The sequence below is a fragment of the Cypionkella aquatica genome, from assembly GCF_030161095.1.
In the GTDB taxonomy this organism is placed as follows: domain Bacteria; phylum Pseudomonadota; class Alphaproteobacteria; order Rhodobacterales; family Rhodobacteraceae; genus Cypionkella; species Cypionkella aquatica.
This window is the reverse complement of record NZ_BSPP01000010.1, coordinates 139,519-162,395: the sequence shown is the minus strand read 5'-3', so window position 1 is coordinate 162,395 and position 22,877 is coordinate 139,519. Positions and strand designations below refer to the sequence as shown.

The 22,877-nt window shown below is 60.0% G+C and carries 28 protein-coding genes and 2 tRNA genes; 16 read left to right on the top strand and 14 right to left on the bottom strand.

Features of this window, described 5'->3' with window-relative positions:
* The first annotated feature begins 125 nt into the window (after positions 1–125).
* The 6 genes from QQJ98_RS13715 (at position 126) to QQJ98_RS13690 (ending at position 5,028) form a co-directional block, all read left to right on the top strand.
* Positions 126–665, top strand: a complete 540-nt coding sequence (locus QQJ98_RS13715) for a shikimate kinase (protein WP_284325913.1) — start codon at positions 126–128, stop codon at positions 663–665.
* A gap of 3 nt (positions 666–668) precedes the next feature.
* Positions 669–1,787, top strand: coding sequence for a 3-dehydroquinate synthase (gene aroB, locus QQJ98_RS13710; RefSeq protein WP_284325912.1), 1,119 nt, complete (start codon positions 669–671; stop codon positions 1,785–1,787).
* A 169-nt stretch (positions 1,788–1,956) separates the two neighbouring features.
* Positions 1,957–2,718: an ABC transporter ATP-binding protein gene (locus QQJ98_RS13705; protein WP_431307822.1), complete on the top strand. Its 762-nt coding sequence runs from the start codon at positions 1,957–1,959 to the stop codon at positions 2,716–2,718.
* Between the two features lie 32 nt (positions 2,719–2,750).
* Positions 2,751–3,515, top strand: a complete 765-nt coding sequence (locus QQJ98_RS13700) for a transporter substrate-binding domain-containing protein (protein WP_284325910.1) — start codon at positions 2,751–2,753, stop codon at positions 3,513–3,515.
* Positions 3,515–4,252, top strand: coding sequence for an ABC transporter permease (locus tag QQJ98_RS13695; protein WP_284325909.1), 738 nt, complete (start codon positions 3,515–3,517; stop codon positions 4,250–4,252). The genes QQJ98_RS13700 and QQJ98_RS13695 overlap by 1 nt, the downstream gene beginning before the upstream one ends.
* A complete protein-coding gene (locus QQJ98_RS13690) occupies positions 4,252–5,028 on the top strand; it encodes an ABC transporter permease (protein ID WP_284325908.1) in 777 nt (258 codons plus the stop codon). The genes QQJ98_RS13695 and QQJ98_RS13690 overlap by 1 nt, the downstream gene beginning before the upstream one ends.
* 219 nt (positions 5,029–5,247) lie before the next feature.
* Here QQJ98_RS13690 and QQJ98_RS13685 read toward each other — a convergent pair whose 3' ends face one another.
* Positions 5,248–5,868 carry a TetR/AcrR family transcriptional regulator gene (locus QQJ98_RS13685; RefSeq protein ID WP_284325907.1) on the bottom strand — a complete coding sequence of 207 codons (621 nt, stop codon included), beginning with the start codon at positions 5,866–5,868 and terminating at the stop codon, positions 5,248–5,250.
* A gap of 95 nt (positions 5,869–5,963) precedes the next feature.
* Here QQJ98_RS13685 and tgt point away from each other — a divergent pair, with 95 nt between their 5' ends.
* The 9 genes from tgt to QQJ98_RS13640 all read left to right on the top strand — a co-directional run bounded on the left by tgt (position 5,964) and on the right by QQJ98_RS13640 (position 14,870).
* Positions 5,964–7,091 carry a tRNA guanosine(34) transglycosylase Tgt gene (tgt, locus tag QQJ98_RS13680; protein WP_431307821.1) on the top strand — a complete coding sequence of 376 codons (1,128 nt, stop codon included), beginning with the start codon at positions 5,964–5,966 and terminating at the stop codon, positions 7,089–7,091.
* A gap of 225 nt (positions 7,092–7,316) precedes the next feature.
* Positions 7,317–9,725 (top strand): endopeptidase La, encoded by a 2,409-nt coding sequence (lon, locus tag QQJ98_RS13675; RefSeq protein WP_284325905.1) that lies wholly within the window; start codon positions 7,317–7,319, stop codon positions 9,723–9,725.
* 173 nt (positions 9,726–9,898) lie between these two features.
* Complete coding sequence (locus QQJ98_RS13670; RefSeq protein WP_284325904.1) at positions 9,899–10,402, top strand: HU family DNA-binding protein; 504 nt, start codon at positions 9,899–9,901, stop codon at positions 10,400–10,402.
* Between the two features lie 12 nt (positions 10,403–10,414).
* Positions 10,415–10,489 (top strand) — tRNA-Val (locus QQJ98_RS13665).
* A 101-nt stretch (positions 10,490–10,590) separates the two neighbouring features.
* Positions 10,591–11,298 (top strand): GntR family transcriptional regulator, encoded by a 708-nt coding sequence (locus QQJ98_RS13660; RefSeq protein ID WP_284325903.1) that lies wholly within the window; start codon positions 10,591–10,593, stop codon positions 11,296–11,298.
* A gap of 136 nt (positions 11,299–11,434) precedes the next feature.
* Positions 11,435–12,394, top strand: a complete 960-nt coding sequence (locus tag QQJ98_RS13655; protein WP_284325902.1) for a dihydrodipicolinate synthase family protein — start codon at positions 11,435–11,437, stop codon at positions 12,392–12,394.
* Between the two features lie 4 nt (positions 12,395–12,398).
* Positions 12,399–13,631: an NAD(P)/FAD-dependent oxidoreductase gene (locus QQJ98_RS13650; protein ID WP_284325901.1), complete on the top strand. Its 1,233-nt coding sequence runs from the start codon at positions 12,399–12,401 to the stop codon at positions 13,629–13,631.
* A gap of 74 nt (positions 13,632–13,705) precedes the next feature.
* Positions 13,706–14,707 (top strand): 4-hydroxyproline epimerase, encoded by a 1,002-nt coding sequence (locus QQJ98_RS13645; RefSeq protein ID WP_284325900.1) that lies wholly within the window; start codon positions 13,706–13,708, stop codon positions 14,705–14,707.
* A gap of 87 nt (positions 14,708–14,794) precedes the next feature.
* Positions 14,795–14,870: transfer RNA gene (locus QQJ98_RS13640), tRNA-Val, on the top strand.
* Between the two features lie 19 nt (positions 14,871–14,889).
* Here the strand turns inward: QQJ98_RS13640 and QQJ98_RS13635 are convergent.
* The 12 genes from QQJ98_RS13635 to QQJ98_RS13580 form a co-directional block, all read right to left on the bottom strand.
* A complete protein-coding gene (locus tag QQJ98_RS13635) occupies positions 14,890–15,933 on the bottom strand; it encodes a tyrosine-type recombinase/integrase (RefSeq protein ID WP_284325899.1) in 1,044 nt (347 codons plus the stop codon).
* Between the two features lie 94 nt (positions 15,934–16,027).
* The gene (locus QQJ98_RS13630) at positions 16,028–16,312 is read right to left on the bottom strand and encodes a helix-turn-helix transcriptional regulator (RefSeq protein ID WP_284325898.1); all 285 of its coding nucleotides are present in this window, start codon (positions 16,310–16,312) and stop codon (positions 16,028–16,030) included.
* Positions 16,312–16,950, bottom strand: a complete 639-nt coding sequence (locus QQJ98_RS13625) for a hypothetical protein (RefSeq protein WP_284325897.1) — start codon at positions 16,948–16,950, stop codon at positions 16,312–16,314. Before QQJ98_RS13625 ends, QQJ98_RS13630 begins: the two co-directional genes overlap by 1 nt.
* Before the next feature lie 236 nt (positions 16,951–17,186).
* Positions 17,187–17,480, bottom strand: a complete 294-nt coding sequence (locus tag QQJ98_RS13620) for a Rossmann-fold NAD(P)-binding domain-containing protein (protein WP_284325896.1) — start codon at positions 17,478–17,480, stop codon at positions 17,187–17,189.
* A gap of 2 nt (positions 17,481–17,482) precedes the next feature.
* Positions 17,483–18,025, bottom strand: coding sequence for an HD domain-containing protein (locus QQJ98_RS13615; protein ID WP_284325895.1), 543 nt, complete (start codon positions 18,023–18,025; stop codon positions 17,483–17,485).
* Positions 18,022–19,908, bottom strand: coding sequence for a ParB/RepB/Spo0J family partition protein (locus tag QQJ98_RS13610; protein ID WP_284325894.1), 1,887 nt, complete (start codon positions 19,906–19,908; stop codon positions 18,022–18,024). Before QQJ98_RS13610 ends, QQJ98_RS13615 begins: the two co-directional genes overlap by 4 nt.
* Positions 19,909–19,966: 58 nt before the next feature.
* Positions 19,967–20,119: a hypothetical protein gene (locus tag QQJ98_RS13605; RefSeq protein WP_284325893.1), complete on the bottom strand. Its 153-nt coding sequence runs from the start codon at positions 20,117–20,119 to the stop codon at positions 19,967–19,969.
* Complete coding sequence (locus QQJ98_RS13600) at positions 20,116–20,553, bottom strand: tellurite resistance TerB family protein (protein ID WP_284325892.1); 438 nt, start codon at positions 20,551–20,553, stop codon at positions 20,116–20,118. Before QQJ98_RS13600 ends, QQJ98_RS13605 begins: the two co-directional genes overlap by 4 nt.
* Positions 20,554–20,609: 56 nt before the next feature.
* On the bottom strand, positions 20,610–20,855 hold the full coding sequence (locus QQJ98_RS13595; RefSeq protein WP_284325891.1) for a hypothetical protein: 246 nt from the start codon (positions 20,853–20,855) through the stop codon (positions 20,610–20,612).
* Positions 20,856–20,865: 10 nt separating this feature from the next.
* A complete protein-coding gene (locus QQJ98_RS13590; RefSeq protein ID WP_284325890.1) occupies positions 20,866–21,069 on the bottom strand; it encodes a hypothetical protein in 204 nt (67 codons plus the stop codon).
* A complete protein-coding gene (locus QQJ98_RS13585; protein WP_284325889.1) occupies positions 21,066–21,296 on the bottom strand; it encodes a hypothetical protein in 231 nt (76 codons plus the stop codon). Before QQJ98_RS13585 ends, QQJ98_RS13590 begins: the two co-directional genes overlap by 4 nt.
* On the bottom strand, positions 21,293–21,496 hold the full coding sequence (locus QQJ98_RS13580) for a hypothetical protein (protein ID WP_284325888.1): 204 nt from the start codon (positions 21,494–21,496) through the stop codon (positions 21,293–21,295). The genes QQJ98_RS13585 and QQJ98_RS13580 overlap by 4 nt, the downstream gene beginning before the upstream one ends.
* A gap of 250 nt (positions 21,497–21,746) precedes the next feature.
* On the opposite strand from QQJ98_RS13580, the gene QQJ98_RS13575 reads away from it, so the two are divergent.
* Positions 21,747–22,388: a hypothetical protein gene (locus QQJ98_RS13575; protein ID WP_284325887.1), complete on the top strand. Its 642-nt coding sequence runs from the start codon at positions 21,747–21,749 to the stop codon at positions 22,386–22,388.
* Between the two features lie 195 nt (positions 22,389–22,583).
* Here QQJ98_RS13575 and QQJ98_RS13570 read toward each other — a convergent pair whose 3' ends face one another.
* Entirely contained in the window at positions 22,584–22,871 is a 288-nt protein-coding gene (locus tag QQJ98_RS13570) for a hypothetical protein (RefSeq protein WP_284325886.1), read from the bottom strand.
* Positions 22,872–22,877 lie beyond the last annotated feature (6 nt).

Here is a 22,877-nt window from a genome sequence, read left to right as displayed (position 1 = left end):
ATATATGGCATTTGCGCCGAGTTCACGCCATTCAGGGAAGAAAGATTTGCCTTGGGCGGCGATGCGCCACCTTAAGGTTGAATGTCAAGGCTGACAGCATCCAGCCAGCCTCGGGGAAGAAGACAGTGACGCTGAAAAAAACTGTGGTGATGGTGGGAATGATGGGGGCGGGCAAGACCGCCGTGGGAACCGCACTGGCGCGCGCGCTGGCGGTGCCCTTTGTTGATTCGGATGAAGAAATCGTCCGGGCCGCCGATCGCAGCATCGCCGAAATCTTTGCGCGCGACGGCGAGGCGTTCTTTCGTGCCCGCGAAACCGAGGTGATTGCGCGGCTGTTGCGCGGCGCGCCCTGTATCCTGTCTACCGGGGGCGGTGCGTATCTGGCCGAGGCCAATCGCAAACTGATCCACGAGGCGGGGATCTCGGTCTGGTTGCGTGCTGATCTGGAATTGCTCTGGCAGCGGGTGCGGCACAAGACGACGCGGCCATTGCTGCGCACCTCTAACCCGCGCGAAACCCTGCGCGGGCTTTACGACGCCCGGCTTCCCTTCTACCAGATGGCCGATCTGTTGGTCGATTCCTCGGCGGATTTGTCGGTCGAGGATATGGCGCAGCGGGTGGTTGACGCCTTGGCGACCCGTGCCGATGTGCTGGAAAGGACCTGAAGAATGAGCCTGAATGTGGTCAATGTCGATCTTGGATCGCGCAGCTATGATGTGCGCATCGGTCAAGGTCTGATTGCGCAGGCGGGCCGTCAGATCGCGCCGTTGCTGCACCGCAAGAAAGTCGCGGTGATCACCGATGATACCGTCGCCGCCCGGCATTTGATGGATCTGGCCAAGGCGTTTGAAACCGAAGGCATCACAATGACGGCGCTGACGATCCCGCCGGGCGAAAGCTCGAAAGCGTGGGAACAGTTTGCGCGTTCTGTCGAATGGCTGCTGGAGCAGAAAATTGAGCGCCGCGATGTCGTGGTGGCGTTTGGCGGCGGTGTGGTCGGCGATCTGGTGGGTTTTGCCTCGGCTGTGCTGCGGCGCGGGGTGCGGTTTGTGCAGATCCCGACGACGCTGCTGGCGCAGGTTGACAGCTCGGTTGGTGGCAAGACCGGGATCAACACGCCGCAGGGCAAAAATCTGGTTGGCGCGTTTCATCAGCCCAGTCTGGTGTTGGCCGATATTGATGTGTTGAGCACGCTTGCGCCGCGTGATTTCCTTGCGGGCTATGGCGAGGTGGTGAAATACGGGCTGCTGGGTGACGCTGCGTTCTACGACTGGCTGGAGGTCAATGCCCCGGCGATGGCGCGTGGCGATGCAGCTTTGCGGCAATATGCGGTGACGCGCGCGGTCGAGATGAAAGCCGGGATCGTCAGCCGTGATGAGACCGAGGAAGGCGAGCGCGCCTTGTTGAATTTGGGCCATACCTTCTGCCATGCCCTAGAGAAGGCGACAGGCTATTCGGATCGCCTGCTGCATGGCGAAGGCGTCGCCATCGGCTGCGCTTTGGCGTTTGAACTTTCGCAGCGGCTTGGGCTGTGCGCGCAAGAAGCCCCCAGCCGGGTGCGGGCGCATCTGAAAGCCATGGGGATGAAAACCGATCTGGCCGATATCTCGGGTGATCTGCCGGGGCCGGATGCGCTGCTGGCGCTGATGGGGCAAGATAAAAAGGTCATCGACGGCAAGCTGCGCTTCATTCTGGCGCGCGGCATTGGTGAGGCGTTTGTCGCCGAAGATGTGCCGCCCGATCTGGTGCGCGCGGTGCTGGCGGATGCGCTGGCTGTGCGGCGCTAAGCTGTTGTGCGATGAATCTATGCCCGTTCGCCCGATTTTGTGGCAGATGCGGCGGAATTTGCGCAGTTGCGCTGCAGCGCGTTTGAATTATTCGCTTGCACAATTCGGGTGTGGCGCTTTTGATGGCTGAAATCATAACGGCAGGAAGCACATGCCGATAAAGGGAACTATGGCCGAAAAGCCAATTGCCATCCGCGTTGCGGGTCTGCACAAATCCTTTGGCACCCATGAGGTGTTGAAGGGTGTTTCATTGACTGCGCGCGAAGGCGATGTGGTGGCAATTATCGGCGGCTCGGGGTCGGGCAAATCGACCATGCTGCGCTGCGTGAATTTTCTGGAAACTCCCAGTGCTGGCACGATTGAAATTGGCGGAGAGGCCGTGGCGATGCGCCCCGATGGCACCCCGTCGGATCGCCGGCAGCTGGAACGGCTGCGGCAAAGTCTGGGGATGGTGTTTCAGAACTTCAATCTGTGGACCCACAAGACTGTGCTGGAAAACCTGATCGAAGTGCCGGTGCATGTGCTGAAACTGTCGCGGGCCGAGGCCGAGGCGCGGGCGCACAAATTGCTGGCTCGGGTGGGCTTGGCCGAGAAAGCCGGGGCCTATCCGGCCTTTATGTCAGGCGGCCAGCAACAACGCGCGGCGATTGCGCGGGCTTTGTGCATGGAACCCCGCGCGATGCTGTTTGACGAGCCGACCTCGGCTTTGGACCCCGAACTGGTGGGCGAGGTGTTGCAGGTGATCCGCGGGCTGGCAGACGAAGGCCGCACCATGGTGCTGGTCACGCATGAGATGAAATTCGCGCGCGAGGTCGCAAGCCATGTGATCTATTTGCACAACGGGCTGATCGAAGAGCAAGGCCCGCCGTCTGAAGTGTTTGGGGCTCCGAAATCTGATCGCCTGAAACAGTTCCTGAAAACCGTGGGTTAACCCGGTTCCTTAAACCAACCTGTGAGGATGCCATGAAGAAAATTATCATTGCTGCAACCGCTTCCATTCTGTTTGGAACCGCAGCCCTTGCCGCACCGCTGAAGATCGGCGTTGCGGCTGAACCCTATCCTCCGTTCACCTCGCCCGATGCTTCGGGCAACTGGGTTGGCTGGGAAATTGATTTCCTTGGGGCGGTTTGCAAGAAAGCGGCGCTGGATTGCGTGATCACGCCGACCGCTTGGGATGGCATCATTCCTGCGCTGAACGCTGGCCAGATTGACGTGATCATGTCGTCGATGTCGATCAATGAAGAGCGCGAGAAGGCGATTGATTTCACCGACAAATATTACAACACCCCGACGGCTGTGATGGCGACCAAGGGTGCGGGCATCCTGCCGACCGCCGAGGGGCTGAACGGCAAGATCATCGGCGTGCAGGTCTCGACCATTCAAGAGGCCTATGTTCAGGCGCATTTCCCGGATTCCGAGCTGAAAAGCTATCAGACTTCGGACGAATCCTATCAGGATCTCGCGGCGGGCCGGATTGATGCGGTTGTCGCGGATTCGATCGTTGTCGCCGATTTTCTGGCCACTGCACCCGGTGCCTGCTGCGAGAATGTCGGCAATGTCGCCGATGATCCGGCGATTTTGGGCCGTGGCGTAGGCTTTGGTCTGCGCAAGGGTGATCCGCTGAAAGAGACGCTGAACAAAGCAATCGCAGACGTGCGGGCGGATGGCGAATATGATGCCATCACCAAGAAATACTTCAGCATCGACATCTACGGCCCTGCAAACTGATGACCTGCCCCCCTCCTGCCGAACTTTCCAGCCTGACCCTGCTTGGCTTTGGCGATTGCGGTTGGGGGGCAACCTTGCTTTGGGGCTTTGGCAATTCGTTGCTGATCGCCCTTGGTGCTTATTTTCTTGGCTTTTGCATCGGCGTTGCGGGTGCGTTCGGCAAGCTTTACGGTGGGCCGGTCACGAAAGACCTGCTCGCCGTCTACACGACAATCGTGCGCGCTGTGCCCGAATTGGTGTTGATCCTGATCCTGTATTACGCGGTCCCCGCGCTGCTGAACCAAGTGCTGATCGGCATGGGATACGAGCGGATCAACCTGCCGCAGTTCATCACGGGCGTGATCGTGCTGGCGGTGGTGCAGGGCGCTTATCAGATCGAGGTTTTGCGCGGCTCTATCCTTGCGGTGCCGCAGGGGCAGATCGAGGCTGCGCGGGCGATGGGGATGTCGCCGGTGCTGCTGGCGCGGCGGATCACCTTGCCGCTTATGACCGCGAATGCGATCCCGGGTTTGGGGAATCTGTGGCTGAATGCCACCAAGGACACGGCTTTGCTGGCGGTGATCGGTTTTACCGAGCTGACCAAGGCGACGTTTCAGGCCTCGGCCACCACAAAGGCGTTCTTTACGTTTTATGGTGCGGCGATGGCGCTGTATCTGCTGATCTCGCTGATTTCGATCCTGCTGTTCGGGCGGCTTGAGAAAACCGCCCGCCGTGGCCAACGCGAGCAGAGGGGCTGATGCGCGAGTTTCTTAAATTGCGCCGGGTGGTGATGATCCTGATTGCGGCGGGGTTCGTGGCTTGGTGTGCCTATAGTTTGCAGTGGGATTGGCTGGCCAATCCGAAGTACCAGTGGATGATGCTGCGCGGTTTGTGGCAGACGATCTGGATGCTGGTGGTGACGATGGTGATCGGCTTTGCGCTGGCGATCCCGATTGGGTTTGCGCAGGCGGCGGGGCCGCGGTGGCTTGCTTGGCCCGCGCGGGTGTTTTGCTCGGTGATCCGGGGCACGCCGCTTTTGATGCAGATCTGGCTGCTGTATTACGGCATCGGGTCGTTGTTTCCGTCGATCCCGTGGATCAGGGATTCTGCGATGTGGCCGATCTTGCGGCAAGCCTGGCCCTATGCGGTGCTGGCGCTGTCATTGTCGGTGGCGGGCTATGAGGGCGAGGTTTTGCGCGGCGCGTTCAAATCGGTGGCGCATGGTCAGCTGGAGGCTGCGCGGGCGATGGGGATGCCGCGCTTCACGATTTTCCGGCGGATCTGGTTGCCGCAGGCGATCCAGAGGGTCTTGCCGACGATTGGCGGCGAGACGATTTTGCAGCTGAAGGCGACGCCGCTGATTTCGACCATCACGATCATGGAGATTTATGACGTGGCGGGGCGGGTGCGGCGCGATACTTTGGTGATTTATGAGCCGCTTTTGCTGCTGGCGCTGACCTATATGATCATCACCGGGGTGATTGTTTTGCTGTTCAAATGGTTTGAAAGCCGGTTCCCGAGCAAGGTGGCGTGATGTGTGTCCACGCGTGGACAGGGGGAGCTGTTACGGAAAATCAATGGATTATCGGTGGGTTGTTCATGATTTGTTAAGATTTCGGGCCGTCGGTCTGGCTTTGATGTCGGATGCCTCCGGCGGGAGTATTTTTACCAGTCTGAAAGCAAATTTTAGATAATTTTTAGCGGGATTTGGGTGGGGTGCGCGCTGAATTTCGCGCTTGAAATTCGTTTTGGTTCAGTTGCCGCCAAGGCGCAGTCTTGCGAACAATACGCAGCCGTCGAGGCCGTTTTTCACCGCCAGCTCATCCCCCCGGCGCAGCCAGTCGAGCCAGAGGCCATCCAGCGTCGCCATGATCAGATCGGCGACGGCGGGGATACGCTCGAAGGCGTAGCCTGCGGCCATGCGGTCAAGCAGACGCTCCAAGGCATCGCGGTGGCTGTCGTATAAAGCGCGTTCAATCGAGGCGAGTTCAGAATGGGTCAGGGCTGCGGACCACAGATCGACCTTCAGGCGCAAATGCGCGGGCGTCATCAGATCGGTGGTGAAGCCTGCGCGCAGGAAGCGGTCGAGGCGTTCTGACGGGGTGCCGCCGGGTTGGATCAGGGCGATGCGGCCCGCCTCTTGCACCTGATCGGCGGCGAGGCGGAAGGCGGCGGCCAGCACCTGTGCCATGTCTTTGTAGTGGTAGGTCAGATGACCCAGCGACAGGCCAGCTTCGGCGGCCACTTTGCGGGCGGTCAGGCCAGCGTGGCCATTGGCTTGCAAGGCACGCAGCGCGGCTTCGGCAATATGTTTGCGGCGGGTTTCGGCGCTGAGGCGGGTGATGGATTTGGTGGCAACCGGCTTGTCGGACATATGTTCTTTCCACGGGCACAGAGCAACGCAGCGCGCTTCCCCCTTCACTTTCTGCCTTTATTCCCGCAGAAGGGCAACGCTTAGAGGGAACAGTGATGACAAAATTCGGCTTTGATGTGCAGGCGACCGATGGGCTTTCCCGCACCGGGGTGATCCGCACGCCGCGCGGCGATATTCGCACGCCTGCCTTCATGCCGGTCGGCACCGCGGCCACGGTGAAGGCGATGCTGCCGGAGTCGGTGCGCGCGACGGGGGCGGATATTCTGCTGGGCAACACCTATCATCTGATGCTGCGCCCGACCGCCGAGCGCATCGCCAATCTGGGTGGCCTGCACAAGTTCATGAATTGGCAGCGGCCGATTCTGACGGATTCGGGCGGTTTTCAGGTGATGAGCCTTTCGGCTTTGCGCAAGCTGACCGAAGAGGGCGTGCGGTTTTCCAGCCATATTGACGGCTCTAAGCACATGCTTTCGCCAGAGCGCAGCATGGAGATTCAGAAGCTGCTGGGGTCGGACATCGTGATGTGTTTCGATGAATGTCCAGCATTGCCTGCGACGGATGCCGAGGTGGCAAAGTCGATGGCGCTGTCGATGCGGTGGGCGCAGCGGTCGCGTGATGCCTTTGGCGATCGGCCCGGACATGCGTTGTTTGGCATCATGCAGGGCGGCGTGACCCGCGATCTGCGCGAGGAATCTGCCAAGGCACTGACGGCGATTGGCTTTGACGGCTATGCGGTGGGTGGGCTTGCGGTGGGTGAGGGCCAAGAGGCGATGTTTGGCGTGCTGGATTATGCGCCGGGGTTTTTGCCTGCCGATAAACCGCGTTATCTGATGGGGGTTGGCAAGCCGGATGATATTGTCGGGGCGGTAGAGCGTGGCATTGATATGATGGATTGCGTGTTGCCGTCACGCTCGGGGCGGACGGGGCAGGGCTGGACCGCGCGCGGTCAGGTCAATATTAAGAATGCGCGGCATATGGATGACCCGCGGCCTTTGGAAGAAGGCTGCACTTGCCCCTGCTGTGCCAATTACAGCCGCGCCTATCTGCACCATGTGTTCCGCGCGCAAGAGATTATCGCAAGCATGCTGCTGACCTGGCACAACCTGCATTATTATCAGGTGCTGATGCAGGGTCTGCGCGATGCGATTGCGCAGGGGCGACTGGCGGCGTTTGTGGCGCAGTTTCATGCGCAGCGCGCGATGGGCGATATAGAGCCGATCTGAGCCGGGCCTGCCACGCCGGGCCCGCCATCGGGTGCAGAAGTTAAAATCGCAGGCTCAATCTTAGCCAATCTGCCCTTGCCCCGGCCTGAACACGGGTTCATGATTACACCAGATGCGGTGGTTGACAGGCGGCTTGACCACTCCCAAATACAAACTCCGAGGGGAAAGCCCAACGCGCTGCCGATCACCGGGGCCACGGCTTTCCTGCCAGATAAGGAACGCGATATGACTGATACTTTCGCCACGAGCTACCCGGTATTGCCGCTGCGCGACATCGTGGTGTTCCCGCATATGATCGTGCCACTGTTTGTTGGCCGCGAAAAATCGGTGCGGGCGTTGGAAGAAGTGATGGCGGATGACAAGCAGATTTTGCTGTCATCGCAGATTGACCCTTCTGTCGATGATCCGGCGACCGATGGGATTTACCAGATTGGCGTTTTGGCCAATGTGCTGCAGCTGTTGAAGCTGCCCGATGGCACCGTGAAGGTGCTGGTTGAGGGCAAGGCGCGGGTCAAGATCACCGAATTCATCGAGAACCCCAGCTTCTTTGAAGCGCGGGCAGAGCGTTTGGCAGAGCTGCCGGGTGACACCGAAGCCGCCGATGCGATGGTGCGGATGGTGGCCGAAGAATTCGAGCGCTATGCCAAGATCAAGAAAAACATCCCCGAAGAGGCTTTGTCAGCCGTTTCGGAAACCCGCGAGCCTGCGCGTTTGGCCGACCTTGTGGCGGGACATTTGGGCGTTGATGTGGGGCTGAAGCAGGATCTGCTGGAAACCCTCGACGTGGCCGAGCGGCTGGAGAAGGTCTACGGCCAGATGCAGGGCGAGATGTCGGTTCTGCAGGTTGAGAAAAAGATCAAGACCCGGGTGAAGTCTCAGATGGAGCGCACCCAGCGCGAGTATTATCTGAATGAGCAGATGAAGGCCATTCAGAAGGAACTTGGCGATGGAGAAGACGGCCAGAACGAATTGGCCGAGTTGGAAGCGCGGGTGAAGGCCACCAAATTCTCGAAAGAGGCGCGGGACAAGGCCGAGGCCGAGCTGAAAAAGCTGAAGAACATGTCGCCGATGTCTGCGGAAGCGACCGTGGTGCGCAACTATCTGGACTGGCTGTTGTCGGTGCCGTGGGGGGTGTCTTCCCGCGTCAAGAAAGATCTGGGTGCAGCGCAAAAGGTGCTGGACGCCGATCACTACGGGCTGGAAAAGGTCAAGGAACGCATCGTTGAATATCTGGCGGTGCAGGCGCGCTCGACCAAGCTGAAGGGGCCGATCCTGTGCCTTGTTGGTCCTCCGGGGGTTGGTAAGACCTCGCTGGGGCGGTCTGTGGCCAAGGCGACGGGGCGTGAGTTCATCCGCATTTCTCTGGGTGGCGTGCGCGACGAGTCTGAAATTCGCGGTCACCGTCGGACCTATATCGGTTCGATGCCCGGTAAGATCATTCAGGCGCTGAAGAAGGCGAAAACCACCAACCCGCTGATCTTGCTGGATGAGATCGACAAGATGGGGCAGGATTTCCGGGGTGATCCGGCGTCTGCAATGTTGGAGGTGCTGGACCCGGAACAAAATGCTACCTTCGTCGATCACTACATGGAGGTCGAATACGACCTGTCCAACGTGATGTTCATCACCACGGCCAACAGCTACAACATGCCGGGGCCGCTGTTGGACCGGATGGAGATCATCCCGCTGTCGGGTTACACCGAAGACGAAAAGCGTGAGATCGCCAAGGGCCATTTGGTGCCGAAGCAGATCGCGGGCCATGCCTTGAAAAAGGGCGAGTTCAGCGTGACGGATGGGGCGCTGACCGAGATGATCCGCACCTATACCCGTGAAGCGGGCGTGCGGAATCTGGAACGCGAGATCGCCAAACTGGCGCGGAAAGCTGTGACCGAGATCGTCAAGAAAACCGCCAAGGTGGTTGAGGTGACGGAAGACAAGCTGGAAGGCTATCTGGGCGTCAAACGCTATCACTATGGTCTGGCGGAACAAACCGATCAGGTCGGCGTGGTGACGGGTCTGGCCTGGACATCCGTGGGCGGCGATCTGTTGCAGATCGAAGCGTTGCGCCTGCCCGGTAAGGGTCGGATGAAGACCACCGGCAAGCTGGGCGATGTGATGAAGGAGTCCATCGAAGCAGCGGCGTCGTTCGTGCGCTCGATCAGCCCTGAATTGGGTGTGAAGCCGCCGAAGTTTGAGACGATGGATATTCACGTCCACGTCCCAGAGGGGGCTACGCCGAAAGACGGGCCGTCGGCGGGTCTGGCAATGGTGACCTCGATCGTGTCGGTGATCACCGGCATCCCGGTGCGCAAGGATATTGCGATGACGGGCGAAGTCACCCTGCGCGGCAATGCCTTGCCGATTGGCGGCTTGAAGGAAAAACTGCTCGCGGCTTTGCGGGGCGGGATCAAGACAGTGTTCATTCCGGCTGAGAATGAAAAAGACCTGATCGAGATTCCCGATAACGTCAAAGCGGGCCTGCAGATTATCCCGGTGACCAATGTGCGCGACGTGCTGAAGCAGGCTTTGGTGCGGCAACCCGAAGCGGTGGAATGGGACGAAGCCGCCGAAGAAGCCGCAGCCGCTGCGCGGGCTTTGGCGGCGGGCAACCCCGCGGCATCGCTGGCACATTAAGGCGTTTGAAATTTGGGCAAAGGCGCGGGGGGAACCTCGCGCCTTTGTGCATTTTTCACCCCATGCGCCATGGTTTTAAGGGCAAGGCGCAGGTATTTGTTTTCTGTTAAGAAATTATCTTCTAAGCTCGTTTCCAAATAAGAACCAATGCCAAGAACCAATGGGAGACTTGAATGGCCACGAAACCCGCAGCGGCAAAGTCCAGCAGCGCTGCGCCAAAAACCACCCCGAAAGCGGCGGCAAAGCCTGCCGCGAAAAGCCCCGCGCCACGCAAGGCTTATGTTGCGAAAACCGCCACCAAAGTCGCGCCCGAAAGCGCCGAACCGAAAGAAGTCGTTATGAACAAGGTCGTTGAGATCGCGGGTGCCGAGGCTGGTGATGCGGTGAAAATCGTCGCGCAAATGAAGGTGAAAGACCTGATCGATCGGGTGGCTGCGGCCTCGGATCACAATAAAAAAGACGTGCGCGCGATTGTCGAAGCGACTTTGGCCGCGCTTGGCCGCGCGCTTGAGGCAGGCGAGGTGATGAACCTGCCGCCGTTCGGCAAGATCCGCATTGCCAATCAGAAGGCCGATGCTTCGGGCCAGATGATGACGCTGAAACTACGTCGCGGTGGCGAAAAGAAGCCCGGTAAAAATGCAAGCGAAGCCCTTGCAGAGGCCAGCGAAGCCAGCTAATACGCCGCCTACGGGAGATTAGCTCAGTGGTAGAGCGCGTCGTTCACATCGACGATGTCAGGGGTTCAAATCCCTTATCTCCCACCATCATTGCCGCAAATACGTAAGAACCCCTTGTAACCGAGGGGTTTTTGCGTGTTTGGATGGGCGGGGCCCAACTTTGGCCCATGCAGAAAAAGGACGCAGCAATGAGTGATACGGCTGAAACGCCTGCGCCCGAACGCAAGCGCGGCTCTGGCGTCCGGCTGGTATACGAGACGCTGCGCGATGAGATACTGGATCTGACGCTGCCCCCCGGTAGCCCGGTCGATGAGGTGGCTTTGGCGGATCGCTTTGCGATGTCGCGCACGCCGATCCGCGAGGCTTTGGTGCGACTGGAGGGTGAAGGGCTGGTGACCACGCTGCCAAACCGCTCGACGGTGGTGGCAAACATCGACTTTGCCAATCTGAACGGGTTTTTCGACGCGCTGACGCTGATGTACAGGGTGACGACGCGGCTTGCGGCCGAATTTCACGATGCGGGCGATCTGGCACGGATCCGCGCGGCGCAGGCGGTGTTTGCTGGTGCTGTGCAGTCGGGCGATGCGCTGGCGATGATCGCTTGCAACCGCGATTTCCATGTGGCGATCGCCGAGGCCGGGCGCAACGGTTACTATCTGCAGCTGTTCTCGCGCCTGCTGGATGAGGGGCGGCGGATCCTCCGGGTGTATTATTATCCGACCTTCGAGAGCCGTCTGCCGCATCCCTATATCACAGAGCATGAAGCGATCATCGCGGCGGTGGCGGCGCGGGACATTGGGCTTTGTGATCGTTTGGCCAAGCATCACGCCGATCAGATCGTGCAGCAAATCCGCGATATGATCGCGCGGGATCAGCGGCAAGATATTGAGCTTTAGGGCTTGCGGGGCAGGGGTGTGTCGCGGCTTTTCGCGCTGAAAATATTTGTCGACAAATAAAATACAAGAGATATGCTTGGGGTATCAGATCCAGATTCGCCCCCAAGTTGGCCCCCCTTGTCTTATGGAGACTTCGATGAATCCCAGCATTTTCTCGGGCACCATTCCCGCCTTGATGACCCCATGCAAAGCCGACCGTAGCCCCGATTTCGACAAGCTGGTCGAGAAGGCCCGCGAGCTGGTCGGGCTTGGCATGTCGGCGGTGGTTTATTGCGGCTCGATGGGGGATTGGCCGTTGCTGACCACCGAGCAGCGGATGGAAGGTGTGGAGCGTCTGGTGCAGGCGGGCATCAAGGTTGTTGTCGGCACCGGGGCTGTGAACACGGCGACGGCGGCGGCATTGGCGGCACATGCGCAGAAGGTCGGCGCGCATGGGCTGATGGTCATTCCGCGCCTGTTGTCGCGCGGCACGGTGCCTGCGGCGCAAAAGCTGCATTTCAAGACGGTGCTGGCGGCGGCGCCAAAGCTGCCTGCCGTGATCTACAACAGCCCCTATTACGGCTATTCGACCAAGGCCGATCTGTTCTTCCAGATCCGGGCCGAGCATCCCAATCTGGTCGGCTTTAAGGAATTTGGCGGCTATGATGATCTGTCCTATGCGGGCGAGATGATCACCAGCGGCAACCCCGATATCAAGCTGATGATCGGCGTCGATACGGCCGTCTATCATGGCTATGTCAACTGCAATGCCGATGGCGCGATCACCGGGATCGGCAATGTCTTGCCGCGTGAAGTGTTGCATCTGACGGCGTTGTGCAAAGCGGCGGTGGCGGGCGATGCCGAAGCGCGGCGCTTGGCGTTCGAGTTGGATACCGCGATGCAGGTGCTGTCGAAAGTTGATGCGGGGCCAGATTTGGTGTTGTTCTTCAAGCACATGCTGGTGATTAAGGGTGACGCCACCTACAAGGTGCATTTCAACGAAGGCGATGCTTTGACCCCGGCGCAGGCTGGCTTTATCGAAGCGCAGCTGGCGTTGTTCGACGCTTGGTATGCCGATTGGGCCAAGCAACCACAGGCGCTGAAATACGCGGCCTAAGCGCATGAGCGTGGTCGTCATCGGCGCGGGCGTGATCGGGCTTTCGGCGGCGCTTGCGGCGCAGGCGCGCGGGATGCAGGTGACGGTGATCGACCGGATTGGCCCGGCGGCGGGGGCCTCGGCGGGCAATGCCGGGGCGTTTGCCTTCACGGATATTCTGCCGCTCGCCTCGCCCGGCATATTGCGCAAGGCCCCGAAATGGCTGCTGGACCCACTGGGGCCGTTATCGGTGCCTCCGGCTTATGCGCTGCAGATTGCGCCGTGGATGTATCGGTTCTGGCGGGCTTGCGCACCGGGGGCGGTTGCGGCCTCGACCGCCGCGCAGACTGCGTTGATGGATCTGTCCAAGGCCGAGTTGGAGCCGTTTCTGGCCGCCACTGGCACGCGTTCGATGCTGGAAAAGCGCGGCAATTTGCAGGTGTATGAGGGCGAGGCTGAGATGCGGGCCGCTCTGCCAGGGTGGGCTGCGCGGGCTGCGCATGGTATCGCGTTTCAGCATATGAACGCGACCGAGATGGCGGCGTTGCAGCCGGGGCTGGCGCCGCGCTTTACCCATGGCACCTTTACCCCCGGCTGGTATTCGATTGCCGATCCAAAGCTGTACACGACTGCCTTGGCCGAGCGGTTTCGCGCCAACGGTGGGACGATTTTGCAGGCCGATGTCGTCGCCCTTCAACACGATTCCGATGGTGTCAGCGTGATCTGTGCCGGGGCCGATCCGATCCGCGCGGGGCAGGTGGTGCTGGCGGCGGGGGCGTTTTCGCATCTGATCGCCCGCAGTCTGGGCGAGAGGATTCCGCTGGAAACCGAGCGCGGCTATAACACCACGCTGCCAGCTGATGCGTTTGATCTGCGCTGCCAGTTGACCTTTGGCGGCCATGGTTTTGTGATCAGCCGCCTCTCGACCGGGCTGCGGGTTGGTGGCGCGGTAGAGTTGGGCGGGCTGAAGCTGCCGCCGAATTACAAACGCGCGGATGCGATGCTGCAAAAGGCCAAAGCCTTCCTGCCGGGGCTAAAGCCCGAGGGCGGGGTGCAGTGGATGGGGTTTCGGCCATCTTTGCCCGACAGCCTGCCTGCGATTGGCCGCGCTCGGGCGACGGCGCGGGTGGTTTATGCGTTTGGGCATGGCCATTTGGGGCTGACGCAAAGTGTGGGCACTGCGCGTCTGGTGGCTGATCTGCTGACTGGGCAGGCTGCTGCGATCAATCTTGCCCCGTTCAACCCGCAACGATTTTAGTCTGGGGCCGCTTTTGTCTGGGCCTGCGCCCATAAATTCACGCCCCACAATACGCGCCAAAGAAAGGTTACGCCATGGCCAGCCACACATTTTCCTGCATTGACGGGCACACCTGCGGCAATCCGGTGCGCTTGGTTTCGGGCGGCGCACCCGTGCTGCACGGGGCCAATATGCTGGAAAAGCGCGCGCATTTTCTGCGTGAATTTGACTGGATCCGCACCGGGCTGATGTTCGAGCCGCGCGGGCATGACATGATGTCGGGCAGCATCCTGTATCCGCCGACACGGCCCGATTGCGATGTGGCGGTGTTGTTCATTGAAACCTCGGGGTGTTTGCCGATGTGCGGTCATGGCACGATTGGCACCATCACCATGGGGATTGAAAACGGGTTGATCACGCCTCGCAGCCCCGGTCAGCTGTCGATCGACGCGCCTGCGGGCAAGGTGGATATCAGCTATCGTCAAGAGGGCCGCTTTGTTGAGGAGGTGCGGCTGACCAATGTGCCGGGCTTCCTTTTTGCCGAAGGTCTGACGGCCGAGGTTGAGGGTCTGGGTGAGATCGTGGTGGATGTGGCTTATGGCGGCAATTTCTATGCCATCGTCGATCCGCAAAAGAATTTCCGCGACATTGCAGATCATACCGCGGGGCAGTTGATTGGCTGGTCGCCAAAACTGCGGGCGGCTTTGAATGAGAAATATCAGTTTGTGCATCCCGAACATGCGGCAATCACTGGGCTAAGCCACATCCTGTGGACCGGGGCCGCGACGGTGGCGGGCGCGCATGCCCGCAACGCAGTGTTTTATGGCGACAAAGCGATTGATCGCAGCCCCTGTGGCACGGGCACTTCTGCGCGGATGGCACAATTGGCCGCGAAGGGGCGGCTGTCGGTCGGCGATGAATTTGTCCACGAATCGATCATTGGCAGTCTGTTCAACGGCCGGGTCGAGGCTGCAACCTCGGTCGCGGGCCGCGCGGCGATCATTCCATCTGTTGCTGGCTGGGCGCGGATGACCGGCTATAACACCATCTTCATCGACGACCGCGACCCTTTCGCGCATGGTTTTGTGGTGAAGTAGCCTATCGGTGCGGGGCGTCGTAATTTGGGTAAACCCTTGGCATTGGGGACTTGTGCTGCGCCAAACCATTGTCTATAGCGACGGCGTGGGTTGTTAGCTCAGTTGGTAGAGCGTCTCGTTTACACCGAGAATGTCGGCGGTTCGAGCCCGTCACGACCCACCATTTTCAATGACTTAGCGGATCAATCGGGCTCTGTGTTCCCAATCCAAGCTGGCGTGTTCCCAATTTCTGGAATCAGAAGCATGGTAGCGGCGTTCATGTGTTCGCCTTTTGCTCGCCGTGTGTAATGTTTTGCCATCCTCTCGGAGAGGTGGCCGAGCATAGATTTCACCCGGTCAATGCCGCCAAATATGTCGGGGTTTCGCGCTACAGCATTGGCGATCATCGTCGCGTTTGTATGGCGCAGGCCGTGGAAGGTGGGCTGAAAAGCACCTTCAGCATATTCCGCCACTGTCGCGGGGCGCAGCTTCAGTCGGATCAGCTCTTTGGTCCAGGACGCGCCGAATCCTGACGGTGTCCAAGGCTTGCCGCGCGAATTTGTCAGCAGCGGGCGCTTGGGGTCCACAATGGCAGCTTTGCGGCGCGCGGCGCGCTCGATGTCGATGATGGCCAGCACCACCGGATGCAGCGGCACTGGCACCGCTGTGCCTGTCTTGCCTTGCGACAGATACCACACGCCACCATCGACGGTGTGATCCTGTAGGCGCAGCAGCACGTCGCCGCGGCGCTGGCTGGTGTAGACGGCAGCCAGCACCACCTTGACGATCTCAGGCTTGCCGTTCTCGATCAGCGTGGCGAGATCTGCCTCTGGCCACGGTTCGTAGGATCCTTCGCTTTCGACGCGCTCGATCTTGCGGCACGGGTTCACATCGGCAAAGCCGCGCGTGCGGCCCCAGCCAAACACGCTGCTGATGTCATCGAGGCGGCGGTTTGCGGTGGCGGGGCGATCTGACAGGCTGTCGTACAGCGCTTGCACATGGATTGGGCGAATGGCTGAGGCTTCGAATTTGCCCCAGCGATCGGACATCAGATCCAGCGCCAGATTGCGGCCGGATTTAGAGGCCGCGGGCAGGCGTTTATATTTTTCGCTCAGGCGATGTTGGCGCACCAGCTCGGCCACGCCGGTAGGGCTGTCGAGAGCATTGGGGGCCATGCCGAACACCGACTGATAGGCAGCGTCATAGGCGGCGCGATACTCGGCCGAGAATGGATGCGGGAGTGGCATGCGGGTCTCTTTGCCATCGCGCACGACGCGGAAATAAAAATACTCCCGATAGCCGCCGCGCTGCTTTCGGATGACGTAATCTTCTAGCCGTAAATCAGCCGCCACGGCTTGCCCTCAAGATCGGATCGTCATCATCTGCGGTGCCTGATCTGATTCCGTCCAGTGATTTCTCGATCTCGGCCCATTTCCAGCGCAGCGTGCCACTCGGGATGCGCTTGGGTTTGGGGATGTATCCGAGTTTGACCCAATCGCGGATTGTCGCCTCGCTGGCATCCAGCAGCTCACACAGTGTGCTAATTGAGACATAGCCGATCAGGCGCGGCACGGCATCGCTTTGCTGCGGCAAGTTAACGATCGTGGCGCGGGGGTGCTGGCCCATTATGCTGCCACCAACTGATCAATGTTGCCCTGATGGACGGTGAAACTGTAGGCGGCGACCCAAGGGTTTTTATCCCATGCGGATTCGCCGTTGATCGCGTTCCAAAGCTCGCGATATGCCGCGATGCTTGCAAAGCAGCCTTTGCGATTGCAGGCGCTTTTGCCCATCACCACACATGTTGCACACTCCACGCCTTCCTCTATGGAATCGCCAGCACTGATGTCTTGCAACTGCTGCACCCGCACATCGGTAACGGTCAGGGTGCAGCGGCTGGCCCAGCGGGGCATGTGGATTGACGGCCGCCATTGTAGACGGCCCGATCTGTCGAAACCCTCGCGGAAAACTGCCGCGCTATACCCATCTGTCGGGTGTTCGCGCTGGTCAATCGTGCCTGTGCCTATGCTCATGCGATAAGCCAAGCGGGGCAGCATGGCGTGGGCCTCTCGAACCCAAAGGCGGTCGCCCACCGCAGCGCGGACTGGCAAGAGGTGGGGGTGTTCCGGCGCGTCAATAACATGGGTGCTGATGCCCATTTTCGTTTTGGTCGGAGACTTGAGGGGTAAGCAGTTATCGTTGCCAACACCTTTGACGATCCGTCGTGTCTGGGTTTTTCTCCCGGCCAGCAGGGCGCGCACCATCGGGGCTGAGAACAGAATGGGTCTGTCGGTCATTTAACGGCCCCCTGTCTTGCGGGAAGTATTCTGTTTACGGGCCGCTTTGATCTTGGTGCGATCTTTGGTCGCTCGTTTTGGGCTGGCTATCGCAGCCGTCAGGGGGCGTCCGGGTTTGGGCCGTGGGTCATAAATTCGCCCTGAAGCCAAGATCGCCGCTGCCCAGGTAGCGAACGATGGATTGAACCTTGTTCCCATGATCTTCAGCCCTGCGGATAGAAGCGGTGGCCGGTGATGCGCTGCGCGCCATCGTCCGACTCAGCGCAGATCTGATAGGTTTCATCGTCAAGCGCTTTGAGCCAGTAAGGCTGGACATTGGGCGGCCACGAACAGCCCAGCTCAGCGAGCCCGGCTTCGGTATAGCCGGTTGCGTCTTCGACGGCCTCGATCGTGATCAGCGCGGCCACCTCTTGCGAGATGGCCGCACCCCAAACAAATGCCGCCCATGGGTAGCCCTCTTCGTCGGTGAAGATGATCAGATCGTTTGGCTCAGCCATGATCAAACCTTCCCTGAGAGGATGTGAAACCGGATGAGGAAATTCGCGTAAGCCTCTGGCGGGCTTAGGTATTGGATATTTGGTGGTTCACCCGTCGCGGCGATGCCGGGCCAAGGGTGATCATTCAGCATGCAGAGGCGCTGTTCATGCGCCAGCATCTCCATATCCGCTGCTTTGACATGATCATTGCAGTCGGCGGATAGGCCGAACTGGGCGAGAACGGCGCGCTCGACCCGGCGCTCGATCTTCTTGTAATCTGGCAGCAGGCTTTTCAGAGGGCGCGAGACATCGCCCATCACCGCCTCTGCCGCATCGTGCATCAGGGCCGCAAAGGCATGCTCGGCCGGCACGCGGTAGCTGCACAGGATGGAATGCTCGGCAACCGAATAGAAGGTGTGGCACTGCCCTGTGAAGCGACAGATGTGCGACAGACCGTGGGCGACATCCTCGATCGTGACTGGGGTTTCCTCGGGCGCTTCGAAGTCGAAATAGCGGCCAGAGCGCAGCAGGATGGTTGGCCCAACGATGTGATGGATTCCGGTCATGCTGCTTGCTCCTCGGGGGTGGCGATCTCGACGGCGGGCCATTGCAGTTCAGCCGGCAGCCACTGGTCGATGCGGGTGTTTTGTTCGCGCGAGAAGCCGATGGCTTCGCGGAAGTCGGCGTTGTTGAACAGCTTGTGCAGCATCTGGGCCTTTTCGGCCTTCTTTTGGGCGCGGAAGGTGGCGTGATCTGGGGTACGTTCATCTGGCACAAGGGTGCACCAGATTTCATCCATCACCGAAACCGGCAGCCGGCCGAAATAAGCGCTGGCTGTGGGTGTCCAGATCTCGCGCACTGCGCTGCCGGTGATGTCTGCCAGCATCGGGCCAAGATCGTTGTCACCGATCAGCCGTGCGAGGCCGCGGGCCAGAACATCGTTGCGGTGCTTTTTGCCCAAGGCGCGGAAGGCAGTGAAGCCATCGGGTGACATGCGGCTTATGGTAGCGTGTTGGGCATTGTCGAGTGCCAGCAGGTGATGAGGAGGTGCGAAACCTTCAGACTTTTCGGGCTCAATCGTCTGAGGGTTAGCCGTAAAGTGGATCGGCGACGAATAGGGCATCAGTTCGCCTGACAGCTTGTAGGCCAGCAGATCCAGCATCAGCTCGGCCCGTTCACCGGCGTGCAGTTGTAGGTCGGCCAAGCGGATGCGCTTCAGGTCTTCGAGCAAGCTGGCGGACAGGGCGCGGCTTTCGGGCTTGGCGCTGGTTGCGGTGCCGCCTTCGGCTTCATCATCGCCTGCAGATTCGCGGTTGGGGTCATCCTGGGCGCGACGGTAGGGGCCATAGGTGCACAGGGCGCCGTGGTGATCGACGTAGAGCCAGAGGCCAGAGGTGGCGATGTCTTCGTCGCTGTAGTCACCTTCGGCTCGTGCAGACAGATATTCGAACCGGGCCTGATCATCGTCGGACAGATCGCCTTGCTCTGCCATGTCAGACAGTCGATCGAGATCTTCGATATCACCGTCGGGCAGTTCGCCGGGCACGCGTTTGATGGGCTGCATGTCGCGGCCGGCGTTCCAATCCGGGTGGGCGCTGGTCCAATGTTGCACCCATTTCCAGCCGGTGGATTGTTCGCCCGCTGCGGCCTCGGCAAGTTTGGTGGTGAAGAGGCTTTCGAGCAGCGGTTCATCCAGCAGCCGAACGCGATCAGTGAACAGATCTTCGAGCATCTGACCGCCCGCGTCACGGTAGGCCTGCAGCCCGACATATATCGCCCGGCGGTCATCTGCCCGGATGCTGTCGGCGGCGAGTTTGTTTCGGATGTCAGCGGCGCTGGTCGACCAGTTTGACGTGGTGATGCGATTCAGTTCCGCCATCAGCGCTTCATCGCTGCGGGCGCTGGTCAGGGCTGCGGCCTGATCAAGGCTGATCTCGCCCAGCCGCATGGCCATCAGCGCCCGTTCAGGCAGTTGTGCCAGGCGCAGGCGTTGGCGCACATGCTGATCGCGCACGGCGAAGGCGCGGGCGATCTTGGTTATGTCGGCACCGGCCGCTTCCATGCGGGCGTAGGCGCGAACTTCATCTGCTGGGTGGAGGGCTTGACGCGCGGTGTTCTCGGCGCTGGCCCATAGGCGGGCTTCGTCTTTCTGCAGGGTCACGCGGACCGGAACAGTTGTGGTGGCCGGGTCGCGGCCTTCGCGCGCTGCCAGCAGCAGGATCGCGCGCAAGCGACGGCCACCCGCGACGATGCCGACTTTGCCCGAAGTTTGCTCTGGGTTGAGCGTATCTGCAAAGCCTGCGAGGTTTTGCAGAAGGCCAAGTTCGGCAATGCTATCGGCCAGTGCCGCGATATCCTCGGGCGGTGGCTCGGTGCGGGCATTGAGCGCATGCACATAGAGATCCGAAAGCGGGATCATCATCGACGGGTTTCTGGGAGGTTCTTTCATTGGCAGGGTCTCCTTGGCCATTGTGATGCCAGCCCAATCGGGGGCTGGCAGAAAATGGTCAGGCGGCTTTGCTCTGCCCGCCGACGTAGACGCCGGCACCGAAGACGCCGAGGGTGCTGACGAAATCGAAGGCGAAGGGCAGGACCATCTGCGCCACGATCACGCCGAACGTAACCAGCAGGCCAATGGCCCAGATGGTCAGCGGCTTCATTCGAGATACCGCGCGAGGGACAGGCCGATGATGGTGCCGATCTTGTTCAGCGCCGCCGCTTCCTTGTCGCCAATGCTGCCATCTGCACCGGCCACATCGATGGCGATCATGAAGAGCATTTCCATGTCTTCATTGGTGGATTTCTTTTTCACATCCTCGACTTCGCGGGTCAGGGCGATGCGGCCCGACATGCCGGATTTCGCGCGCTTGGCCTGCTTGTCGAACGCCTGCTCGATCTGTGCGGTGGAGAACGCAACCGAGATGGTTTCGTGGTTCAGTAGACGGTCCAGCGCGACCTGCGCTTCATCGTCGGAGAAATCGCCATCGGCAGCGCCGACCATGACGCAGGCCGCGCAGATGCCTTCAAGCAGGTCTGTCTTGCCGTTCATGCGGGCAGCGCCGCCTGTCAGCTTTTCTTTGAGTTTTCCGAACATAGGTTTTCCTATCGGTTGAGGGTTGCGCTGCGAGACCCGACAGCGCGCGGGGTGGGTTATGCCTGCGACCTGCGATCTAAGGCGGGCCAGTAGAGGCGGCGGGCTTCTTCGCAGGTGCGGCGGATGATTTCGGCAGGCGGGATTGGCTTTAGGCCGTGACCGCCACAGTGATTGCATTCGACATAGATGTGGCGATGGTCGGTGATCTGGCCGTAGCCGTTGCTTTGCGGGGCCAAGCTTTCGCGCCGCAGGGCGCAGGCGTCGCAAGGTTCGCAGTTGCCGCAGAGCGTGTGATCGACCATCGGAGCCTCATCATCCTGCGCTCTGGGCGGCGGCTTCGGCCAGCAGGGCGGGCAGCGCGGCGGTGACGTGCAGCAGCATGCCGTAGCCGCTGATGGCGAGGGCCACGAGGATGGCGGCGGCAGTGAAGCTGCGGGCGATCTGGAAGCGGGCGCGCAGTTCGGCGCGGCGGTTGGCCCGGTTGATCAGGGCTTGCGGTGGCTTGAGGTCGATCATGCGTCACCGCCTTCTGCCGTGACTTCTCGGATGATGCGCACCAGCTCGATCCTGAATGTCAGCGTTTCGCCAGCTTGCGGGGCACCTTGAGTCATCATCTTGGCTCTGCCGGAGATGAGTTCAGAGTTTGCCCATTCATCGTTGAGGCTGAGGATTTTGACGGTAAGACAGCCCTTGCGGCTGTGGTCGATGTCGTAGGTTTTGCCAACTTTGAAACCCGTGCTCATGCCGCACCGCCTTCGCCGCCGGTGATCAGGCGGAAGGTGGGTTGGCGGCGGGCTTGGTGGAGTACTTGCCACTGGCGGGCGTAGAGCGCTTCGCGGGCGCGGGCGGGCAGGTGCAGGTGGCGCTCGGGATGGCTGACGATATGGCGGGCGCAGCGGGCTGCAAGGGGTGAGAGCGGTTCAGTGGGGATGTTCGCGGACAAGGGGGCCTCCATCGGGTTGTCGATGGAGAACAGTTCGCATGTGGCGAACATTGAAGTCAAGCCAAAAGTTCACCACTAGCGAACATACGTAATGTCGTGTACGAATCGGTGCGAACATACGGGCGAGGAATCATCGGTGTTGCGTTGGCAGCGAGCGCTGTCTTAACGAGCCGTCATCTCAGTTCGGCTATTCCATGCGGAATATATTAGTCATAGTGCCCTAATCGGCACGCAAATCGGAGTGGAGCAAATGACGGAAGAATTTCTATCCTTAAGCTCAGCGCCTTGGACTACCGTGCTGACCTTTGCGGCGGGCTACGCAGGCTATTTTATTGCCCATGTAGGATTGCGCGAGCATCATCAGGCATTGGATCAGCTATTTCGGGTTATGCTTTATGGCTTCTGGGGCCTATTTACCTACCTAGCGGCGCGCATCTACGGTGGGGTGGAAATACTAAGTGCCTCGGCGCTGGGTTTTTTGGTGTCGGCACTGCTTGGTGTGGCTTGGCGCAGGGTAGGCGGTCCATGGTTGACCAGAGTTCTGCGCGGTAGCCGGGCGAGTCTTTCGGATGATCTCCCGTCTGCTTGGGGTGCTATCAGTGCCGTGGGGGAAAGAGTTCACGGCAGGCAGATTATGGTGACATTGGCGGATGGAACCGCATTGTTCTGTGATGATCTGTCTAAGTTTGTGGGGCTGCCAAATGGCCCGTGCGTGTTCGGCGCGGCTGGTGATTTATTGATTTACGCCACCCATACTGGCAGAGATGGCCCTACAGGTGCCACCATATGGGAGCCGGTAGAGAGCCAAGCCGATGCTTTCTGGGGTGCACAAATAACCTATGTTCCGAAAGAACAAATACTTCGGATCAAATATAGGCGCGTCCTGAGTTGATCACTTGTTGCCGGGTGGCGGTGGGCTGGGACGTTGTTCGCCACTGCCAGTGGAAGGCGTGTGGTTGCTTTGAGGTGGCGCTGACGGGGTGTAGTTCTTTGTAGATTGTTGTGCGGGAATAGGGCGGGCTGTATTTTCGCTGTTGGGCATTTTCGATTTCCTTGATTTAAGCAACAGTTCTGATCGTGGATTAGCTTAATTAAGTGCTTTGATCTGTGCATTGAGCTTGTTCAGGTCGTTTACCGAACTGTCGAGGTTGCACATCGATAAATCAAAGCGCAGCGCCCTCGGTTGGGCGCTGTCTCCATAGATGGCATCCAACGCTTTGATCTTGGCTGACCCTGCGCCAGCATCAATTTTACATAGACCAACCGCATCCGCATAGGCGGCCGCGGCCTGCTGCGACCGAACCAACCAATAGCCACCGCCGATCAGGGCGACCCCTACGGCGATCGCTAAGCCGCTCTTCATGTTCTTATCCATGCAATC

Coding starts and splice junctions, on each gene's coding strand:
- aroB (WP_284325912.1), top strand. CDS start 669: ATGAGCCTGAATGTGGTCAATGTCGATCTTGGATCGCGCAGCTATGAT.
- QQJ98_RS13705 (WP_431307822.1), top strand. CDS start 1,957: ATGGCCGAAAAGCCAATTGCCATCCGCGTTGCGGGTCTGCACAAATCC.
- QQJ98_RS13700 (WP_284325910.1), top strand. CDS start 2,751: ATGAAGAAAATTATCATTGCTGCAACCGCTTCCATTCTGTTTGGAACC.
- QQJ98_RS13695 (WP_284325909.1), top strand. CDS start 3,515: ATGACCTGCCCCCCTCCTGCCGAACTTTCCAGCCTGACCCTGCTTGGC.
- QQJ98_RS13690 (WP_284325908.1), top strand. CDS start 4,252: ATGCGCGAGTTTCTTAAATTGCGCCGGGTGGTGATGATCCTGATTGCG.
- QQJ98_RS13685 (WP_284325907.1), bottom strand. CDS start 5,868: ATGTCCGACAAGCCGGTTGCCACCAAATCCATCACCCGCCTCAGCGCC.
- tgt (WP_431307821.1), top strand. CDS start 5,964: ATGACAAAATTCGGCTTTGATGTGCAGGCGACCGATGGGCTTTCCCGC.
- lon (WP_284325905.1), top strand. CDS start 7,317: ATGACTGATACTTTCGCCACGAGCTACCCGGTATTGCCGCTGCGCGAC.
- QQJ98_RS13670 (WP_284325904.1), top strand. CDS start 9,899: ATGGCCACGAAACCCGCAGCGGCAAAGTCCAGCAGCGCTGCGCCAAAA.
- QQJ98_RS13660 (WP_284325903.1), top strand. CDS start 10,591: ATGAGTGATACGGCTGAAACGCCTGCGCCCGAACGCAAGCGCGGCTCT.
- QQJ98_RS13655 (WP_284325902.1), top strand. CDS start 11,435: ATGAATCCCAGCATTTTCTCGGGCACCATTCCCGCCTTGATGACCCCA.
- QQJ98_RS13650 (WP_284325901.1), top strand. CDS start 12,399: ATGAGCGTGGTCGTCATCGGCGCGGGCGTGATCGGGCTTTCGGCGGCG.
- QQJ98_RS13645 (WP_284325900.1), top strand. CDS start 13,706: ATGGCCAGCCACACATTTTCCTGCATTGACGGGCACACCTGCGGCAAT.
- QQJ98_RS13635 (WP_284325899.1), bottom strand. CDS start 15,933: ATGCCACTCCCGCATCCATTCTCGGCCGAGTATCGCGCCGCCTATGAC.
- QQJ98_RS13630 (WP_284325898.1), bottom strand. CDS start 16,312: ATGGGCCAGCACCCCCGCGCCACGATCGTTAACTTGCCGCAGCAAAGC.
- QQJ98_RS13625 (WP_284325897.1), bottom strand. CDS start 16,950: ATGGTGCGCGCCCTGCTGGCCGGGAGAAAAACCCAGACACGACGGATC.
- QQJ98_RS13620 (WP_284325896.1), bottom strand. CDS start 17,480: ATGGCTGAGCCAAACGATCTGATCATCTTCACCGACGAAGAGGGCTAC.
- QQJ98_RS13615 (WP_284325895.1), bottom strand. CDS start 18,025: ATGACCGGAATCCATCACATCGTTGGGCCAACCATCCTGCTGCGCTCT.
- QQJ98_RS13610 (WP_284325894.1), bottom strand. CDS start 19,908: ATGAAAGAACCTCCCAGAAACCCGTCGATGATGATCCCGCTTTCGGAT.
- QQJ98_RS13605 (WP_284325893.1), bottom strand. CDS start 20,119: ATGAAGCCGCTGACCATCTGGGCCATTGGCCTGCTGGTTACGTTCGGC.
- QQJ98_RS13600 (WP_284325892.1), bottom strand. CDS start 20,553: ATGTTCGGAAAACTCAAAGAAAAGCTGACAGGCGGCGCTGCCCGCATG.
- QQJ98_RS13595 (WP_284325891.1), bottom strand. CDS start 20,855: ATGGTCGATCACACGCTCTGCGGCAACTGCGAACCTTGCGACGCCTGC.
- QQJ98_RS13590 (WP_284325890.1), bottom strand. CDS start 21,069: ATGATCGACCTCAAGCCACCGCAAGCCCTGATCAACCGGGCCAACCGC.
- QQJ98_RS13585 (WP_284325889.1), bottom strand. CDS start 21,296: ATGAGCACGGGTTTCAAAGTTGGCAAAACCTACGACATCGACCACAGC.
- QQJ98_RS13575 (WP_284325887.1), top strand. CDS start 21,747: ATGACGGAAGAATTTCTATCCTTAAGCTCAGCGCCTTGGACTACCGTG.
- QQJ98_RS13570 (WP_284325886.1), bottom strand. CDS start 22,871: ATGGATAAGAACATGAAGAGCGGCTTAGCGATCGCCGTAGGGGTCGCC.